This window comes from Streptomyces sp. NPDC088147, from assembly GCF_044741565.1.
GTDB lineage: Bacteria > Actinomycetota > Actinomycetes > Streptomycetales > Streptomycetaceae > Streptomyces.
On sequence record NZ_JBIUSY010000008.1, the window covers coordinates 124,028 to 142,070 of the forward strand.

An 18,043-nucleotide genomic window follows, 5' to 3' on the forward strand; every position below is an offset into this window, starting at 1 on the left:
GGGAGTTCGGGAATCGAGTGGTCGGGGATCGAGTGGTCGGGGATCGAGTGGTCGGGGATCGAGTGGTCGGGGATCGAGTGGTCGGGGATCGGGTGGTCGGTGGTCGGGTGGTCGGTGGTCGGGTGGTCGGGTGGTCGGGTGGTCGGGGACGACGGGTGGTCCGGGTCGGGGAGTTCAGTTGCCGGGAGCCGGGAGACGCGAGCCAGGGGCCGGCACCCAGGGCTCGGGCCCGAGCAGGCCGCCCACCGGATCGTCGGGCGCGCCGGCGATCGCCTCCAGCAGGTGTGGCAGCTCCGCCGCGATCCGCTCGGCCCGGGGGCCGTCCACCGCGTCCGGGCGGTGGCCCAGCCGCAGTGTCAGCGGGCCGTCGCCGGCGAAGGCCGCCAGTGTCAACGGGTAGTGCGTGGCGTCCCGCCCCTCGCTGTGCACCAGCCGCAGCCCCGGCGCGGCACGGGCCAGGCTCACGCGGTCCAGCGGATAGTTCTCGAAGACCACATGCGTGTCGAACAGTTCACGCCGCCCGGCCAGCCGCTGGATGTCCCCCAGCCCCAGATGCTGGTGCGCCAGCAGAGCGGCCTGCTCGTCCTGGAAGCGCACCAGCAAGTCCCTGACGGATTGGGCCGGATCGATCGTCAGCCGCACCGGAACGGTGTTGATGAACAGCCCGATCATCGACTCCACACCGGGGATCTCCGGGCGGCGGCCCGAGACGGTGGTGCCGAACACCACGTCCCGTACCCCGCCCTGCCGGGCCAGCAGCAGCGCCCACGCCCCCTGGACCACCGTATTGAGCGTCAGACCGTACGCGCCCAGGCCGCGCAGGGACGCGGTCAGCGCGTCCGGCAGCGTGAACTCCACGGACCGTACGGGCACCGCGCCACCACCGACGACGGTCTCGGTCCCGGCGTCGGTTCCGGTGAGGAGGGACGGCGGCTCGGCGCCCGCGAGGGCGGTCCGCCAGGCGTCCCGGGCCGCGTCACGGTCCTGGGCCGCCAGCACGGACAGATGCTCGCGGTAGGGCGTCACCGCGGGCAGCGCGTCAGCCGCGCCCCCGTGCGCGTACAGCGCGAACAACTCACCGACCAGCAACGACATCGACCAGCCGTCCAGCACCAGATGATGGTGTGTCAGCACGAGCCGGTGTTCGCCGGGCCCCCAGGCGAACAGGGTGAAGCGCAGCAGCGGCGGACGGTCCAGCTCGAAGCGCCTCCGCAGATCGGCGTGGGTGATCCGGTCGAAGACACGCTCCCGGCGCCCTTCCGACACCGTGCCGAGGTCGAGTTCACGCCACTCCGGCACGAGCGCGCCCGGCACCACCTGGACCGGACGGGGCAGATCGTGATGGACGAACGCCGCCCGCAGATTGGGGTGCCGCTCCAGCAGGGCGGCCCCCGCGGCACGCAGCGCCTCTCCGTCCACGTCGCCCCGCACACGCAGCACGAGCTGCGCCTGATAGACGTCCGGGCTGTCCGGCGCGTACAGCGAGTGGAAGAGCAGCCCCTGCTGAAGGGGGGTCAGCGGCAGCACGTCCGCGAGCCCGGGGTAGGCCGATTCCAGCTGCTCGATCTCCGGCTGCTCAAGCGGAACCAGGGGCAGATCGGACGGGCTGTGTCCGCCCGCCCCCGGGGTTCTGGCGTGCACGACGAGGGCGTCGAGCGCGGTGAACCACAGCTCCGCCAGCTCGCGGATCTCCGCCTCCGTGAACGCCGCCTCCGTCCACGACCACTCGGCGCTCAGCCGGGGACCGGCCGGACCGTCGACGGTCACGGCGTTGAGGTCGAGGAGATGCGCGCCGGGCGCCGGAAGCGTCGCGTCCGTCTCGGGCAGTGTGGTGAACTCGGCGGTGATGTCCCAGTCCTCGCGGCCCTCGGCGGCGATCCGGCCCAGGTAGTTGAACCCGGCGCGGGGCGCGCCGAGAGCGGACAGCTCCGGCGCCGCCACCGGGTCGAGATACCGCAGCACGCCGTAGCCGATGCCCAGATCGGGCAGGGCCCGCAAGCGCTCCTTGACCCGCTTGAGGGCCCGGCCGAGCGCCGGGCCCGCCGTCCACACGTCCGCCCAGACACATCCGGTGTGCTCCAGCCGGACCGGGAACATGCTGGTGAACCACCCGACCGTCCGCGACAGGTCCACCCCCGCCACCTCGGCGCGGCCGTGCGATTCCAGCTCGATGACCACGCCACGGGAGTCCCCGCCGGTCGCCAGGCCCCGGCGGCGTCGCCACTCCTCCATCGCGAGGGCCAGCCCGGTGAGCAGTACGGGCTCCACACCGCAGTGGAAGGCCGCCCCCACCTCCGTCAGCAGGGGGCGGGTCCGCTCGGGCGACAGCGTCGCCCCGAACCGCCGTACCGTATCTCCCGCCTCCGCGACCGGGGCGTCCGTCAGCGCGTCACCGCCGGACAGCGCCTCCTTCCACAACGCCAGCTCGCCCTGCCGCGCGCCGCTTTCGCCCTGCCCGGCGAGGTAGCCGGCCCAGTCGCGGAACGGAGTCCCGGCGGCGGGCGGTACGGGAGGCCGGCCGGCGACCACGTCCCGGTGAGCGGCGACCAGGTCCGGCAGCAGAATGCGCCAGGACACCCCGTCGACGGCCAGATGATGGATGACGAGGACCAGCCGGCCCGGCCGGACGGGCCCGCCGTCGAGGAACACCGCCGCCACCATCCCTCCCACGGCGGGATCCAGACGGCTCCGCGCAGCGCGGGCCGCGTCGGAGAGCAGTGCGGGCAGCCCGGCCCAGTCATCGGCGGCATCGACCCGGTGTACCCGGTCCTCCGCCCGTACCGCTCCGGGCGGCAGGACCTCCAGCGTCCACCCGGCCGGATCTCCCGACCCGACCGACCCGACCGGTCCGCCTGCTCCGCCTGATCCGCCTGATCCGCCTGATCCGCCTGCCCCGGCCGGACCATCCGGTGCACGGGGCCGGTCCGCCGGTCCCGGGCTGTCCGCGTCGGCCGGGCCTTCCGGGCCTTCCGGGAGCAGGCGCAGGCGCAGCGCCGCGTGGTGGTCCAGCAGAGCCTGTACGGAGTCGGCCAGCTGTTCGCGGGTCAGTCCCGGCGGGGTCCGCAGTGTGACGCACTGGCTGAAGGACGCGGGATCGCCACCCGGCCGCTCCCGCCACCAGCGCATGATCGGCGTCAGCGGCAGCGCACCGCCGGCCTCGCCCTCCCCGGACGGCGCGGGGGCGGGGTCCGTCTCGAACTCCTCCGCCTTCTCTGCCAGTTGGGACATACGGGGGTAACGGAAGACATCGCGCACACTGAACCGAAGACCCGCGTCACGGGCCCGGCTGACCAGCTGAATGGCCGTGATGCTGTCGCCCCCGAGCCGGAAGAACTCGTCACCGACCCCCACCGACTCCTCGCCGAGCAGTTCCGCGGCGATGCCGCACAGCACGCGTTCGCGTGGGGTCCGCGGCGCCGCCGAGACCACCACGGCCCGGGGTGGTGCGGGCAGCGCGGCCCGGTCGAGTTTGTGATGACGGGTCAGCGGCAGCCGGTCCAGCACGACGACGGCCTGCGGCAGCATGTACTCGGGCAGCACACCGGCCGCGTGCTCCCGCACCACCGCCTCGTCGACCTTCCGGCCCTCCTCCGGGACCACGTACGCCACCAGGCGCCGCTCCCCCGGCCGGTCCTCCCGTACCACCACCACCGCCTGGCCCACCCCGCCCCGCCCGGCCAGTACAGAGGCGACCTCGTCGGTCTCGATGCGGAAGCCCCGGAGCTTCACCTGACCGTCCGCACGGCCCACGAACGCCAGTACGCCGTCGGGCAGCCACCGGACCAGATCGCCGGTACGGTACATCCGCGTCCCCGGCGGTCCGAACGGGTCGGCCGCGAACCGCTCGGCGGTCAGTCCGGGCCGGTTCAGATATCCGCGCACGACACCCGCGCCCGCCACGTACAACTCGCCCGTCACCCCCGCGGGTACGGGCCGCAGGAAGCGGTCGAGCACGTGGACGCGGAGGCCGTCCAGCGGACGTCCGATCGGCACACCCGGGCGGAGGGTCCGGTCACCGGAACCGTCCGGGCCGGGGCCGGTGACCAGGTGCCAGGTCGTGAACGTCGTCGCCTCGGCGGGCCCGTAACCGTTCACCACACGGGTGGACGGGCAGTGCCGGCGCACCGCGCTCACGGCGCGCGGCGCCACCACGTCTCCCCCGGTCCATACCGCGTCCAGCTCACGCAGACAGCCCGGGTTCTCCTCGGCGACGAGCTGGAAGAGACCGGCCGTGAGCCACAGGGTGGTGACGCCCGTACCGGTGATCAGGCGCTCCAGCGTCGCCAGGTCCAGTTCACCGGGCGGGGCCACCATCACTTCCCCGCCGTTCAGCAGCGGAACCCACAGCTCCAGCGTGGACGCGTCGAAGGACAGCGGGGAGTGCATCAGAATCCGCTGCGGCCGGCTCTCCTCCCAGCACCTGTCGAGCGCGAGAGCGAGCACATCGCCATGGGTGACGGCCACCCCCTTGGGCACACCGGTCGAACCGGAGGTGTAGATGACCTGGGCCAGGCCCGCCGGGCTGCCCACCGGAAGTGTCCAGCCCTTGTCGGACTCCGTCGCCGGCCCCGGGTCGCGTATGTCGATGAGGCGCGGACCACGAACGGGCGCGTCGCCGGCAGGCACGGTCTCGGGGGGCGCGTCGCCGGAGTGCACGTCGGGGGGCGTGCCGTCGCCGATGACCATCACCCGCGCGCCCGACTCGGCGACCACCCGCTCCCGCCGGGCACGCGGCGACCGCGAGTCCAACGGCACATACGCGCCACCGCACTTGAGGATCGCCAGCGCCGCCACCGCGAAGTCCGCGCCGCGCTCCATCAGGACCGCGACCCTGGTCTCGGTACCGACACCGTGGGCGGCCAGCCGGCCGGCCAGCCGGTCGGACCGGGCGTCCAGCTCCGCGTAGGTCAGCACCTGACCGGATACGCGGACCGCCGGGGCGTCGGGAGTACGGCGCGCCCACTCGGCGAATCTCCGTGGCACGGTGTCGTGGGTGAGCGGCACGGAGACCGGGGAGGCCCCCCACGTGGTGAGCAGCCGGTCGCGCTCCCCGCTCTCCAGGATGTCGGCGAGGTGGACGGGCCGGTCGGGTGCGGCGGCCACAGACGCCAGCAGACGCGCGAACCGGTCGCCGATCGCCTGTGCGGTGGCCCGGTCGAACAGTCCCGTCCGGAAGTCCAGTACGCCGTCCATTCCCAGGCAGGCGCCATCCGGGCCGCGGTGTTCGTGCAGGCTCACGGAGAGATCGAACTTGGCGGCGCCGGTGCCGACCGTGCCGATCTCGGCGGAAAGACCGGGGAGTTCGAGCCGTCGCGGAGGCGCCGCCGTGACGACCAGCATCACCTGGAACAGCGTCTGTCCACTCGCGGAACGGTGCGGTGCGAGCGCCTCCACCACCAGGTCGAAGGGGATGTCCTGATGGGCGAAGGCCGCCAGATCGGATTCCCGGACCCGCCCCAGCAGCTGACGGAAGGTCAATTTCCCTGAGGGGTCGGAGGCATCGGTGCGCAGCACCAGGGTGTTCACGAAGAATCCGACGATCTCGTCCCAGCGCGCGTCGGCGCGGTCCGAGACCGCCGTGCCGACCGGGATGTCCGTACCCGCGCCGAGCCGGGTCAGCAGCTCGGCCAGTCCTGCGTGCACCACCATGAACACACTGGCGCGCTCCGCCGCCGCCAGCTCGGCGAGTCGGGTGTGCACCGCCGCGGGGACGCGGAACGTGACGGTGTCCCCGCCGTCGGCCGCCTCTTCGTCCGCCGCCCCCGCCGTCCGGTCGGCGGGCAGCTGGATCCGTTCCGGCAGGCCGTCCAGGACCCGGGTCCAGTGCGCGAGCCCGCGCTCCGCGCGCGGCGTGGGGCGGCCGTCCGTACCGAGCGTTCCGCGCTGCCACAGGGTGAAATCCGCGTACCGCGCCGGCAGGGGCGGCCAGTCGGGTTCCAGACCCCGCAGCCGGGCCGTGTATGCCGTACGGAAATCGGCCAGCAGCGGAGCGAGCGAGGCGTGATCGCAGGCGATGTGGTGCAGCAGGAGCAGCAGCACCTGTTCACCGGAGGCGGTGATGAACAGCTCGGCCCGCACAGGGCATTCGGCATCCAGCCGGAAGGCGTACCGGGCGCTCGCGGCGAGCGCCTCGGCCGCCTCCGCGTCCGCCGCCCCGGTCCGTGTCACGGTCAGCCGTGGGCGGGCGTCCGCCGGTGACAGCACCCGCTGGACCGGTCTGCCGGCCGCCTCCCGGACGACGGTGCGGAGCGTTTCATGACGTACCGTCAGATCGTTGAGCGCCGCTCGCAGCGCCTCCTCGTCGGCCTCGCCGCTCAGGCGCAGCACCAACGGCACGTTGTAGGCGCTGTCCGGACCTGTGAGCGAGTGCAGGAACCACAACCGCCGTTGTGCGAAGGAGAGCGGCAGGTGCTCGGGGTCGCCGTCCGTCGCCGCGCCGGAAGAGGGATCCGAGCCTTCGGTCCCGCCCGCGTCCAAGGCCAAGCCCGCGTCCAGGCCCGCGTCCGGCTCCAGGTCCGGGCCCGTGTCCGGGGCCTGTCGCCACAGGTGCGCGGCGAGATCCGCCACCGTCGGATGCGCGAACACATCCCGTACGTCCAGCTCGACCCTGAACCTCTCGCGCACCGCGCTGACCAGCCGCGTTGCGCGGAGACTGTCACCGCCGAGATCGAAGAAACCGTCCTCCGGCCCGACCGGGCCCGTACCGAGGAGTTCCGCGTAGAGGGAGGCGAGCCGCCGCTCCTGAGGGGTACCGGGCGAGCCCGCGGCGCGTACGGGCGCCGCCGGGGCGGGGGCGGGCAGCGCCGCCCGGTCCAGCTTGCCGTTGGCGGTGAGCGGCAACGACTCCAGCGGCACGAACAACGCCGGGACCAGGTGGCCGGGCAGCCGCTCGCGCAGGTGCTCACGCAGACGCGCGGTGAACGGCCCCGCGTGGTCCGCCGTCGCCTCGCGCGCGGGCACCACGTACGCCACCAGCCGCGCGTCACCGCCGCCACCGCCGCCACCGCCGTGTCCGCCGTCGTCCGGTACGGCGGCCACCACCGCCTGGGCCACCCCGGGCACGGCCAGCAGCGCGGACTCGATCTCGGCGGGCTCGATACGGAAGCCGCGGACCTTGACCTGGTCGTCGGCCCTGCCGAGGTACTCCAGACCGCCGTCCGGCCGCCACCGTACGAGGTCGCCCGACCGGTAGAGCCGCGATCCCGGCGGGCCGAAGGGATCGGCGACGAACCGCGAGGCGGTGAGGCCGGGCCGGTCGAGATAGCCCCGGGCGACCCCGGGGCCCGCCACATACAGTTCCCCCGCCGTCCCGGGCGGCACCGGACGCAGCCGTCCGTCCAGCACGTACAGACGCGTTCCGGGAAGCGCGGTTCCGACCGGACTGGCCGGTTCGGCACCATGACGGGCGTTCAGATCGAGCCGGGTGGCGTGGACCGTGACTTCGGTGATGCCGTACATATTGATCACGACCGGCGAGGCGTCGCCGCGCCGCCGGAACCAGGACCGCAGCCGCGCGGGCCGCAGCGCCTCACCGCCGAGGATCACCCGGCGCAGCGCCAGGTCCCGGCCCCGTTCCGGTTCCTCGTCGTCGGCCGCCACCAGCGCGTAGAAGGCGGACGGCGTCTGGTTCAGCACCGTCACCCGCTCCCGGGCCAGCAGGCCCAGGAACTCCCGGGGCGACCGGCTCACCTCGTGGGGGACGACGACGAGCCGCCCGCCGTGTGCCAGCGCGCCCCACATCTCCCAGACGGAGAAGTCGAAGGCACAGGAGTGGAACATCGTCCACACGTCACCGGCGTGGAACCCGAAGCCGGCCGCGGCGTTCTCCAGCAGCGACACCACACTGTGGTGCTCGACCACCACGCCCTTCGGCCGGCCGGTGGAGCCCGAGGTGTAGATGACATACGCGGCATGGCCGGGCGTCAGCGGCGCCGTACGGTCCGCGTCCACGGGGTCGGCGGACGAGAACTCCTCCAGCGGTCCGGCCGGGTCGTCGGGCGTGAGCACACACACCGGCCGCGCGTCCGCCATGATCATGCCGACGCGGTCGGCGGGCCAGGCCGGATCGATGGGCAGATACGCCGCGCCCGTCTTGCTCACCGCGAGAATCGCCGTGACCAGGTGGACGGAGCGCGGCAGCAGAACGGCGACGGTGTTCCCGGGACCGGCGCCGCGCCGGATCAGTGCCCCTGCCAGCCGGTTGGCACGGGCGTTGAGATCTCCGTACGACAGCACGTCCGGCCCGCAGGTGACCGCGGGGGCCGCCGGGGTCCGCGCCGCCCAGCGCTCGACGAGCCGCGGCAGTGTGACGGAGGGCCTCGGCACCGGGGTGGTGGCGCGGGGCACCGTCCGCCGCCGCTCTCCGGCCGACAGCAGACCGAACTCCCCCGCCGGACGGCCGGGTTCGGCGATCAGCCCGCTCAGCAGCCGTACGAAACGCCGCGCCTCGGCGGCGGCCTCGCGCGCCCCGTACCGGGCCGGAGCGGCATAGAGGTCGACGCGCAGACCGGAGCGCTGTGTCTCCGGGTGGACGGTGACGGACAGGTCCTCCACCGGGCCCACGGCGAGGTGGTGCATCGTCATCGGCCGGCCCGCGAACCGCCGTCCGAAGCTGAAGGGCATCACGTTCACGGCGAGCCCGTACAGCGCTCGCCCGGTGCCGGTCAGGCCCAGATCGCGGTGCAGGTCCTCGGCGCGGTAGTGCTGATGCGCGAGCGCGGACGTCATCTCCGCGTCCACGGCACGCACCAGCTCGGCCGCCGGCCGGTCCAGGGAGACCGGCACCCGCAGCGGCAGCACATTCGAGGTCATACCGCCCAGGGCGCGGGCCACGGCGCCCGTACGGCCGGCGACCGGCAGACCGAGCACCACCTCCTCGCCGCCGCCCACTCCGTCGCGCGCGTGTGCCAGCAGGGCCGCCGCGGCGGTGGCCACCACCGGCCACCGCACCCCGAGCCTGCGGGCCAGCAGTCGCAGCTCGGCGAGGCCCGCCCCGGGAAGCCGGGCGACGCCACGCGATGCCACGCCGCTCACAGCGTCCATGGGGTGCCCCGGCAGGGGGTGGCCCGGCACGGGCCGCGAGTCCGCCATCCTGCCCGTCCAGTAGGCACGGTCGGCGCCGAACTCCGGTGAGGCCCGGTAGTCGGACTCCGCCCGCAGCAGCGCCTCCAGCGGGATCCGGGGGCCGGGCTCCGGGTCCTCGCCGTGTTCCAGCGCCGCGTAGATCTCACTGAGGCGCCGGGCGAAGAGCGCGCCCCCCAGACCGTCCATGACCAGGTGATGACAGAGCAGATACCAGCAGACCCGCTCGTCCGAGAGCCGGATGAACGCGGTACGGAACAGCGGACCGGCCGCGAGGTCGAACGGGCGCGCCGCGTCGGCCCGCATCCACTCCACCGCGGCGGCCATCGGGAACGGCTCGCGCCGCAGATCGACCCGCGGGACGTCCCACGAGGGCAACGGCCCGACCCGCTGCCGGGGTTCCGCCCCGTCCCCGGCGGGAAACCGGGCGTGCAGCGGTTCCGCCTCCGCCACCGTGAGCCGGAAGGCCGTCTCGAACAGCCCGGGGCCGAGATCTCCGGACACCTCGAAACCGGCCGCCACGTGGTACCGGGCCGGCGGGGCGAACTGCTGCCCCAGCCAGACCCCGTACTGCGCGGTGGAAAGAGGGACGGAGCCGGGGCGGTCCGCCGTGTTCCCCGGCTCCGTACCCTGCCTCATACGACGTTCCCCGGTGTGGCCGGACGGGCCTTCAGCCGCTGGGAGAGCACCTGGGCGACATCGCCCAGCGGGCCGGGCCGCCCCAGCTCACCATGGGTGCAGTCGATGGGCAGTATCTCCACGCCGCCGGCGTCCACCAGCGGCCGCCACAGGTCACGGGCGACCTCCGGGGAGGTCTCCCGGGCGGTGAAGACCAGTGGGTCGCCGGTGAACCGGCCCGGCTTGTGGGCATACGAGAGCGCCGAGTTGTTGGCGAAGATCCGGGCGACCGCCGCGACCCGCTGCTCGTCGAACGAGGCCAGCAGCCCCGTCTGTTCACGGGCGATCTCCACGAACCGGGGATAGGTCAGCGACTCGCCCGCCCAGCCGGCGGGGTCGTAGCCGAAGAACTCCAGCACCATCGCCAGCACATCCCCGCCGGTCACCCGCCCGGTCGGCAGACTCGCGCTGTCCTTCTCCCGGTCCGCGGGAAAGGCGTCCAGAACCGCCAGGAGACCGACCTCCTCCCCGCTCAGCTGGAGCTGCACCGCCATCTCGTGGGCCACCAGCCCGCCGAACGACCAGCCCAGCAGCTGGTACGGGCCGGTGGGCTGGACAGACCGGATGTGATCCACGTAATCCGCGGCCATCTCCTGAACGGACGCGGGCAGCACCTCTTCGCCGTCGAGCCCCCGCGCCTGCAGGCCGTACACCGGCTGGTCCGTGCCCAGCGGCCCGGAGAGACCGGCGTACGACCAGGCTATTCCGGCCGCCGGGTGGACACAGAACAGCGGCGGCCTGTCACCCGACTCACGCAGCGGCAGCAGTACGCCGATTCCGCTCCCCGGGGCCCGCTGTGTGCCCGCGAGCAGCACCTCGGCCGCCGTCCCGGCATGTCCCGCAGCGGTCTCGCCGGCCGTCCCGGCCGCCGTCGCGCCGCGTGCCATGAAGCCGCCGACACTCCGGGTGGGCTCGGTCGCCGCCGTCGTGAGCAGCCGGACGAACCGGTCGGCGAGCGATGCCACCCGGTCGCGCTCCATCAGATGCGGACGGTAGTCGAACCGCAGCAGCAGCCGCTCGCCCCGGGCGGACACCACCAGGTTCAGCGGGAAGTGCGGAGCGTCGTCGCCGTAGGCCCGCGCCAGCTTCAGACCGGGGGCGGGCTCCGCCAGCTCCTCTGTGTCGAGGGGGTAGTTCTCGAACGCCATCACCGTGTCGAAGGGGTTGCCCACGTCCGTGATCCGCCGGATCTCACCGAGACTGATGTGGTGGTACGGCAGCAGCCGGGCCTGCTCCCGCTGGAGCCTGACCAGCAGCGCGCCCAGCGACTCCGCCGGCTCCAGCCGGACCCGTGTGGGCACGGTGTTGATGAAGAGCCCCACCATCGTTTCCACACCGGCGAGTTCGGCGGGCCGTCCCGAGACCACGGAGCCGAACACCACATCGGTGTTGCCGGTCTCCTGGCCCATCAGGATGCCCCAGCCCGCCTGGAGGACGGTGTTGGTCGTCACGCCGTGGCGGCGGGCCATGTCGACGAGAGCCACCGTCGTCTCCGCGCTCAGCTCCACGGTGACGTTGCGCGGCGCCATCGGCTCCGCCGTACCCTCCTCCAGCGCGACCCGGGTCGACGCGGTCAGCCCCGACAGCGCCTCCCGCCACGCGCCCTCCGCCTCCGCGCCGTCGACGCGGCCGAGCCACGACAGGTACTCGCGGAAGGGGGTGGTGGCCGGCAGATCAACGGCAGCGGAATGACCGGCCGGAAGAACCATGGCCGTGCCGGAGCCCTCGGCGCCCGCCTCACGGTAGAGAGCGAACAGCTCTCGCAGCACGATGGGCAACGACCAGCCGTCCATGAGGATGTGATGGGTCGTCAGAACGACTCGGTGACGGTCGTCCGCCAACCGGATCAGCATCAGCCGCATCATCGGCGGGGCGGTCGGGGTGAAGCGGCGGTTGCGCTCGAGCCCCAGCAGCCGGTCGATCTCCGTCTCGCGCGCGTCCTCGGCGATCGCGCTCAGATCCTCCTCCCGCCAGGGCAGTTCGGCCGCCGCTCCGAACACCTGGACCGGCTCGGCCAGGCCCTCGTGGACGAAGGCGGCGCTCAGGTTGGTGTGACGCCGCAGCAGTGCCCGGCCCGCGGCGCGCAGCCGGTCGGGGTCCAGGTCACCGACGAGTTCCAGCCATACCTGCACGGTGTAGACGTTGTGCTCACCGGCCGGGACGTCCTGCTCATCCGCACGCTCCCGCGCGCCCTCGTACGTGTCCGCGTCGGCGTCCGTCTCCGCGTCCGCGCCCAGTCCGCTGACCAGGACGTGGTACAGGAGCCCCTGCTGGAGGGGTGACAGCGGAAGGATCTCCTCCAGGCCGGGGTAGTCGCGCTCCAGCCGCTCGACCTCGTCCTGGCTGAGGTTCGCCAGCGGGAAGTCGGACGGCGTACGACCGCCCGCCCCGGGCTCCGCGGCGTGCGCCGCCAGCGCGTCCAGGATCTCGAACCAGGTGTCCGCCAGCTCATCGACCAGCCGCTCGTCGAGAATGCCCTCGGGCCAGGTGAAACTGACGCCGAGTTCCGGTCCCCGCGCCGTGTCCTGGGTCAGCGCGGTGATCTCCAGCGGGTGGGCCAGCGGCATGTCCGCGTCGGCCCCCGCGGTCATGCCCGTCTCCGGCGCCGGTCCCCAGTCCTGTTCCCCCGACGCGGCGGGCAGCAGGAACCGTCCGAAGTAGTTGAACCCGATCTCCCGTGGCGGGGCCGCGGCCAGCGCGCCCGAGGTCTCCGGGTTCAGGAAGCGCAGCAGACCGAAGCCGATGCCCTTGTCCGGGATCGCCCGCAGTTGCTCCTTCACCCGGCGCAGCGCCCGGCCGAGTTCCTGCCGGGAGTCGCGCCGGCCCGGGGCGTCGGCGGCGCCGGGTGCGAGCCGTATCGGGTACATGCTGGTGAACCAGCCGGCCGTACGCGACAGATCGGCGTCGGGGACGACCGGCTCACGGCCGTGGCCCTCCACATCGATCACCACGTCCCGCTCACTGCCGACACAGCGCTGCACCGCCAGCGCCAGGGCGGTCAGCAGCACATCGTTGATCTCGCAGTGGAAGGCCGCCGGGATGGTGCTGAACAGATGCCGGGCCCGGTCGGCGCCGTAGGTCACGGCGCGGGAACGGGCGCGGCCCGTGGTGTCCACGGCCGGGTCCAGCGGCCGCTTCGCCAGCCGTGGCCCCTGCGCGGACAGTATGTCTGTCCACAAGGGCAGTTCGGACGTACGGCGCTCCTCGCGCGCCTGCGCGGACAGCGCGCGGCTCCAGTGCCGCAACGATGTCTCCACCGGGCGCAGTGCGGGCACCCGGCCCGCTTCGAGATCCTGGTACGCCCCGACCAGATCGGGCACCATGATCCGCCACGACACCCCGTCACAGGCCAGGTGGTGCGCCATGAACATCAGCCGGCCGGGTGCGTCGTCCCCCGCGTCGAACCAGACGAAGCGCACCATCACGCCCGCCTGGACGTCCAGTTGTCCCTTCGCCCGGCCCGCCTCGTCCGCGAGGACCCGCTCCAGATCACCGACGCCCCGGACATCGACCCGCCGCACACACGACGCGCCGGACACGGAGCCCGGCGGCCGTACCGTGAGCCGCCACTCCGCGGACGACCGGTCGAGCCGCAGCCGCAGGGCGTCGTGGTGGTCCAGGAGTTTCTGTACGGCGGCGACCAGCCGGTCCTCACGCACCCCGCCGGGGACCTGGAGCAGCACGGCCTGATGGAACCCGTCGACGGGACCGTCCAGTTCCTGGAGCCACCGCATGATCGGGGTGAGCGGTACGTCGCCGACGCCCGAGGCGGCGTTCGCGGCCTTGGCCCGCGTGGTCTCACGGGCGGCCCCGGCCAGCGCCGTGACGGTCTTGTACTCGAAGATGTCCTGCGGGGTGAGGACGAGACCCGCCTGACGCAGCCGGCTGACCAGCTGGATCGACATGATGCTGTCGCCGCCGAGGTCGAAGAAGCTGGCGTCGAGGGGGACTTCGGGCCGCCGCAGAACCTCGGAGAACACCCACGCGACCTGCTCCACCCGGCTTTCGGCGGCGGGCGTCGCCACGGGTGCCTCGGGAGACGCCGGCTCCGGCCCGACGGGCTCGGTGGGCACGACGGGTGCGACGGGTGCGACGGGCTCGGTGGGCGCGACGGCCTCGGCGGGCTCCGCGCGCCCGGCCGGGGCGACGGCTTCGACGGGCGCGGCGACCGGTGCCGGTGCCGATGCGGTGGGCTCCGATGTCACGGCGGGCTCCCGCACGACGGCGGGCTCCGGCGCCACGGCGGGCTCCGCGTCGCGGTCGAGCTTGCCGCTCGGGGTGCGCGGCAGCGACTCGGCGAGCCGTATCTCACCCGGGACCAGATACGCGGGCAGCCGCTCGGCGGCCCACCCCCGCAGCGCCTCCGGATCCGGACGCCCCGCCCCGGTCACCGGCACCGCGTAGGCGACGAGCCGTGCGTCACCGGCCGCGTCCTTCCGTACCGCGGCCATGGCCTCGCTCACCCCGGGGTGCGTGGCGAGTACGGTCTCCAGCTCGCCCGGCTCGATCCGGAATCCGCTGACCTTGACCTGCGCGTCGGCCCGCCCCAGGAAACGCAGTTGCCCGTCCTCGCCCCAGAGGGCGAGATCACCGGTCCGGTACATGCGACCGCCGGGCGGACCGAACGGATCGGCCACGAAGCGTTCCGCGCTCAGTCCCGGCCTGCCCAGATAGCCGCGGGCCAGCCCGGCACCCGCCAGATACAGCTCACCACGCCGACCCGGCTCCACCGGCTGGAGCGCCCCGTCGAGTACGTACGCCCGCACATGCGTCAGCGGACGGCCGATGGGCGGCGCACCGCCGGACAGCGAGTCGCCGGACAGCGGTTCCCCTGACGGGAGTTCACCGGACGGGGATTCGTCGGAGGACCAGGCCGTGGCGTACACGGTGGCCTCGGTCGGTCCGTAGACATTGAGGAGCCTGCTGCCCGGCATGGTCCGCGCCACGCGGGAGGCGAGGGAGGCCGGGAGCGCCTCCCCGGCCATCGCGAGCGTCTTCGTGGACAGCTCCACGCCGCCGAACTCCATGAGCTTCGCGAACACGGAGGGAATCGCGCACAGCAGCCCGCCCGACCAGCGCGGCGGGTCGCCGTCGAGCAGCGAGAGCAGATTGCCGACCACCTCGACACTGCCGCCGGTGGCCAGCGCGGGGAAGATCTCGGCCACCGACACATCGAAGCTGAACGAGGTGGCGGCCAGCGTGTGCGCGAGCGCCTGCGCGCCGAACTCGGCGGCCACCCAGGCGATCAGCGGCACGACCCCGCGATGGGCGACGACGACACCCTTCGGCGTACCGCTGGATCCCGACGTGTAGATCACATACGCGGGATGCGCGGGCAGCAGCGGCGCGGCACGGTCCGCGTCGGTGGGCGGCTTCGGGGAGCAGCGCTCCAGTTCGCCGGCGGTCCTCGCGTCGTCCAGTACGAGCACCTCGCCCGGAAGGCCCTCGGTGTCCCGGCCGGCGCCCGCGGCGTCGGTCACCACACACCGGGGCCGCGCGTCCTCGATCATGAAACGGATCCGCTGCGCCGGGTAGGCGGGGTCGAGCGGCAGATACGCGGCGCCGGTCTTGAGCACCGCCAGCATCGCGACGATCGCCTCGGTCGACCGGGGCAGCAGCAGCCCCACCACCCGCTCGGGTCCGGCCCCCCGGCGGATCAGCAGATGGGCCAGGCGATTGGCCCGCTCGTGGAGTTCGCGGTACGTGAGCCGGGTCGTACGGTCCCGGACGGCGATCGCGTCGGGGTGCCGGGCCGCCGCGGTCTCCAGCAGGTCCGTGAGCGTGCCCTGCTGAGGGCGCCGCTCCACGGCCCCCGTCCAGCCGCGTACGGTCGCCCGCAGGCCGGCGTCCAGGAGATCGAACGTGCCGACCGGCAGGCCGGGGGCGGCCACGGCGGCGGACAGCAGACGCCCGAAACGCTGTCCGTGGGCCGTCAGCTGGGCAGCGGTGTACCGGTCGTTGGCGCCCTCGAAGGCGATCCGCAGACGGGTGTCCCCGGGCAGCTCGTCGATCACCACGCGCAGATCCTGGACCGGCTCGCGGCCCACCCTGCGGATGACGGCGGGCAGCGCGCCGAACCGGATCTCCGGGCCGGGGGTCCGGATGTCGGCGACGGGCCCGTAGAGCCGCGGGCGGCTGCCCGGCAGTCCCAGCTCCCGGCACAGCTCCGCGTGCCGCAGCCGCTGACGCGCGCGGACCCGGCGGCTCTCCTGGGCCGCCCGCTGGACGAGCTGGCCGAAGCCCGTACCGGGGCGCACCGTCAGCCGCAGTGCCGCGATGTCCTCGGCGGCGCCCGGCACGCGCTGGGAGAGCCGGGTCGGCCGTCCGTCGACCGGCAGACCGAGCACGAGGTCCGTATCGCCGCTCATCCGGTGTGTGTACGCCGCGACGGCGGCCAACAGCACGGCCCGGGACGGGGTGCCGCTGTAGCGGGCCGCCGCGCGCACCCGGTCGGTGTCGGCGGCGGTGAGGACGAACGGGAGCCCGGATTCGCCCGGAGCCCCGGCGGAAGCGCCCAGGGCGCCCACAGCGTCCGGCGCCGCTTCCTCGGCGAGGGTCACCGGCTCGGTCCGGCCCGCGACATACTCGCGCCAGAACGCGAGATCCCGCCCGTGGTCGTCCGACGCGCGGTACGCGGCCTCCTCCGTGAGCAGTACCGACGGTGAGACCAGCGCGGAGTCCTGTAGCGGCCGGCCCTCGGCACGCGCCGTGTAGACCTCCGCGACCCGGCGGGTGATCAGCGAGCAGCCGAAGCCGTCGAGCACCGAGCGGTGATGCCGGTGGAACCAGTGGAAGCGGTGCGCGGAGAGGCGGATCAGCGCCTGTGCCGACGCCGCGTTCCCGGCCGGACGGTCCGACCGGGCGAGCTGGGCCCGTACCCACTCCTCCGCCGCGGCCACCGGATCGGGCTCGGCGCCGACGTCCACCAGCGGCAACGGCAGGCTGTCGGCGGACTCCAGGATCGGGGCCTCCCGCGTACCGGGCTCGCTCCCCGGCAGCCGCAGGCGGAGCGCGTCGCTCTCCTGGACGACCTGGGCCAGCGCCTTCTCGAACGCCGAGACGTCCAGGGCGCCGTGGATCTCCACGACCTCCGCGGCGTACAGGCCCGGCTCCCGCGGACCGTCCGGCGAGCCGCGCCAGACCTCCCGGCCCGCGGCGGACATTGCGGTGCGCGCACTCTGGTGGTCAGCCATGGCTGGCTCCTCCCCGCGAGACGAGATGGTGTTCCGGACGCTGCCTCTGCTCCGGGTACTGGTAGAAACCGCGGCCGGACTTGCGGCCGACACTGCCTTCCGCGACATGACGGGCCAGCAGGGCGCATGGCCGGAAGCGTTCGTCGCCGGTGAACTCGCGCAGCACTTCGAGTGAGTCGAGTACGGTGTCCAGCCCGATCAGGTCCGCCGTACGCAGCGGCCCCATCGGGTGGCCGAAGCAGTCCTGGAAGATACGGTCCACCGTCTCGGCGTCGGCCGTTCCCTCGCCCAGCACGGTGGCGGCCTCGTTGAGCGTCAGCATCAGCACGCGGTTCGTCACGAAACCGGGCGCGTCACGGACCACGAGGGCCTGCTTGCCGATCTCCGCGAGGAGGTCCACGGTCCGCCGGACGGTCCCCTCACTGGTCCGGGGCGCGCGGATGACCTCCACGGCGTCCTTGAGGGGGGCCGGGTTCATGAAGTGGGTGCCGATCACCCGGTCGGGACGGCCGGTGAAGGATCCGAGCCGGGTGATCGGGATGCACGAGGTACAGGACGCGAAGACCGTGTCGGGGCCGCACACCTGGTCCAGCTGCCGCAGGATCTCCTCCTTGATCGGCACCTTCTCGCGCGCGCACTCGACCACGAAGAAGGCGGGTGCCAGGTCGGAGAGCTTCTCCGACCAGACGACACGCGCCTCGGGGGACGGAGAGGAGGGCGCGGGCGTCCCGCCTCCGGCCCCGGTACCTCTGCCCGAATCCGTACCTGAGTCTGCGTCTGTTCCGGCTCCGGCTCCGGCTCCGGCTCCGGCTCCGGCTCCGGCTCGGGCTCCGGCTCCGGTTGATGCGGAGGAGCGACGCCGCAGCAGCTGCGCCATCCGCACCCCCGCCCGGAGGCGGGCCGGGCCGGTGCCGAGGGCCGCCGGGTCGGGATCGACGACCACCACGGGGTACCCGGCCTCCGCGAAGCACTGCGCCACGCCGATCCCCATCGTTCCGGCACCGACGACGCCCACGGGCGTGCCGGTGGCGATGGCCGGCTCACTGTCCTTGCGTTCGCGCACGGTTGCGGATCTCCTTCGGCTCTGTCCG

At 73.5% G+C, this 18,043-nt stretch carries 3 protein-coding genes; all 3 read right to left on the minus strand.

The genetic code is table 11. The features are described from left to right. Positions 1 to 174: 174 nt before the first annotated feature. From ACIOGX_RS26885 to ACIOGX_RS26895, 3 genes are read right to left on the minus strand one after another with little or no spacing between them, the layout of a single operon-like run. Complete coding sequence (locus tag ACIOGX_RS26885; protein ID WP_401916962.1) at positions 175 to 9,720, minus strand: amino acid adenylation domain-containing protein; 9,546 nt, start codon at positions 9,718 to 9,720, stop codon at positions 175 to 177. Next, positions 9,717 to 16,952, minus strand: a complete 7,236-nt coding sequence (locus ACIOGX_RS26890) for an amino acid adenylation domain-containing protein (protein WP_401916964.1) — start codon at positions 16,950 to 16,952, stop codon at positions 9,717 to 9,719. Before ACIOGX_RS26890 ends, ACIOGX_RS26885 begins: the two co-directional genes overlap by 4 nt. Then, the gene (locus ACIOGX_RS26895; protein ID WP_401917547.1) at positions 16,945 to 17,943 is read right to left on the minus strand and encodes a 3-hydroxyacyl-CoA dehydrogenase family protein; all 999 of its coding nucleotides are present in this window, start codon (positions 17,941 to 17,943) and stop codon (positions 16,945 to 16,947) included. Before ACIOGX_RS26895 ends, ACIOGX_RS26890 begins: the two co-directional genes overlap by 8 nt. Positions 17,944 to 18,043 lie beyond the last annotated feature (100 nt).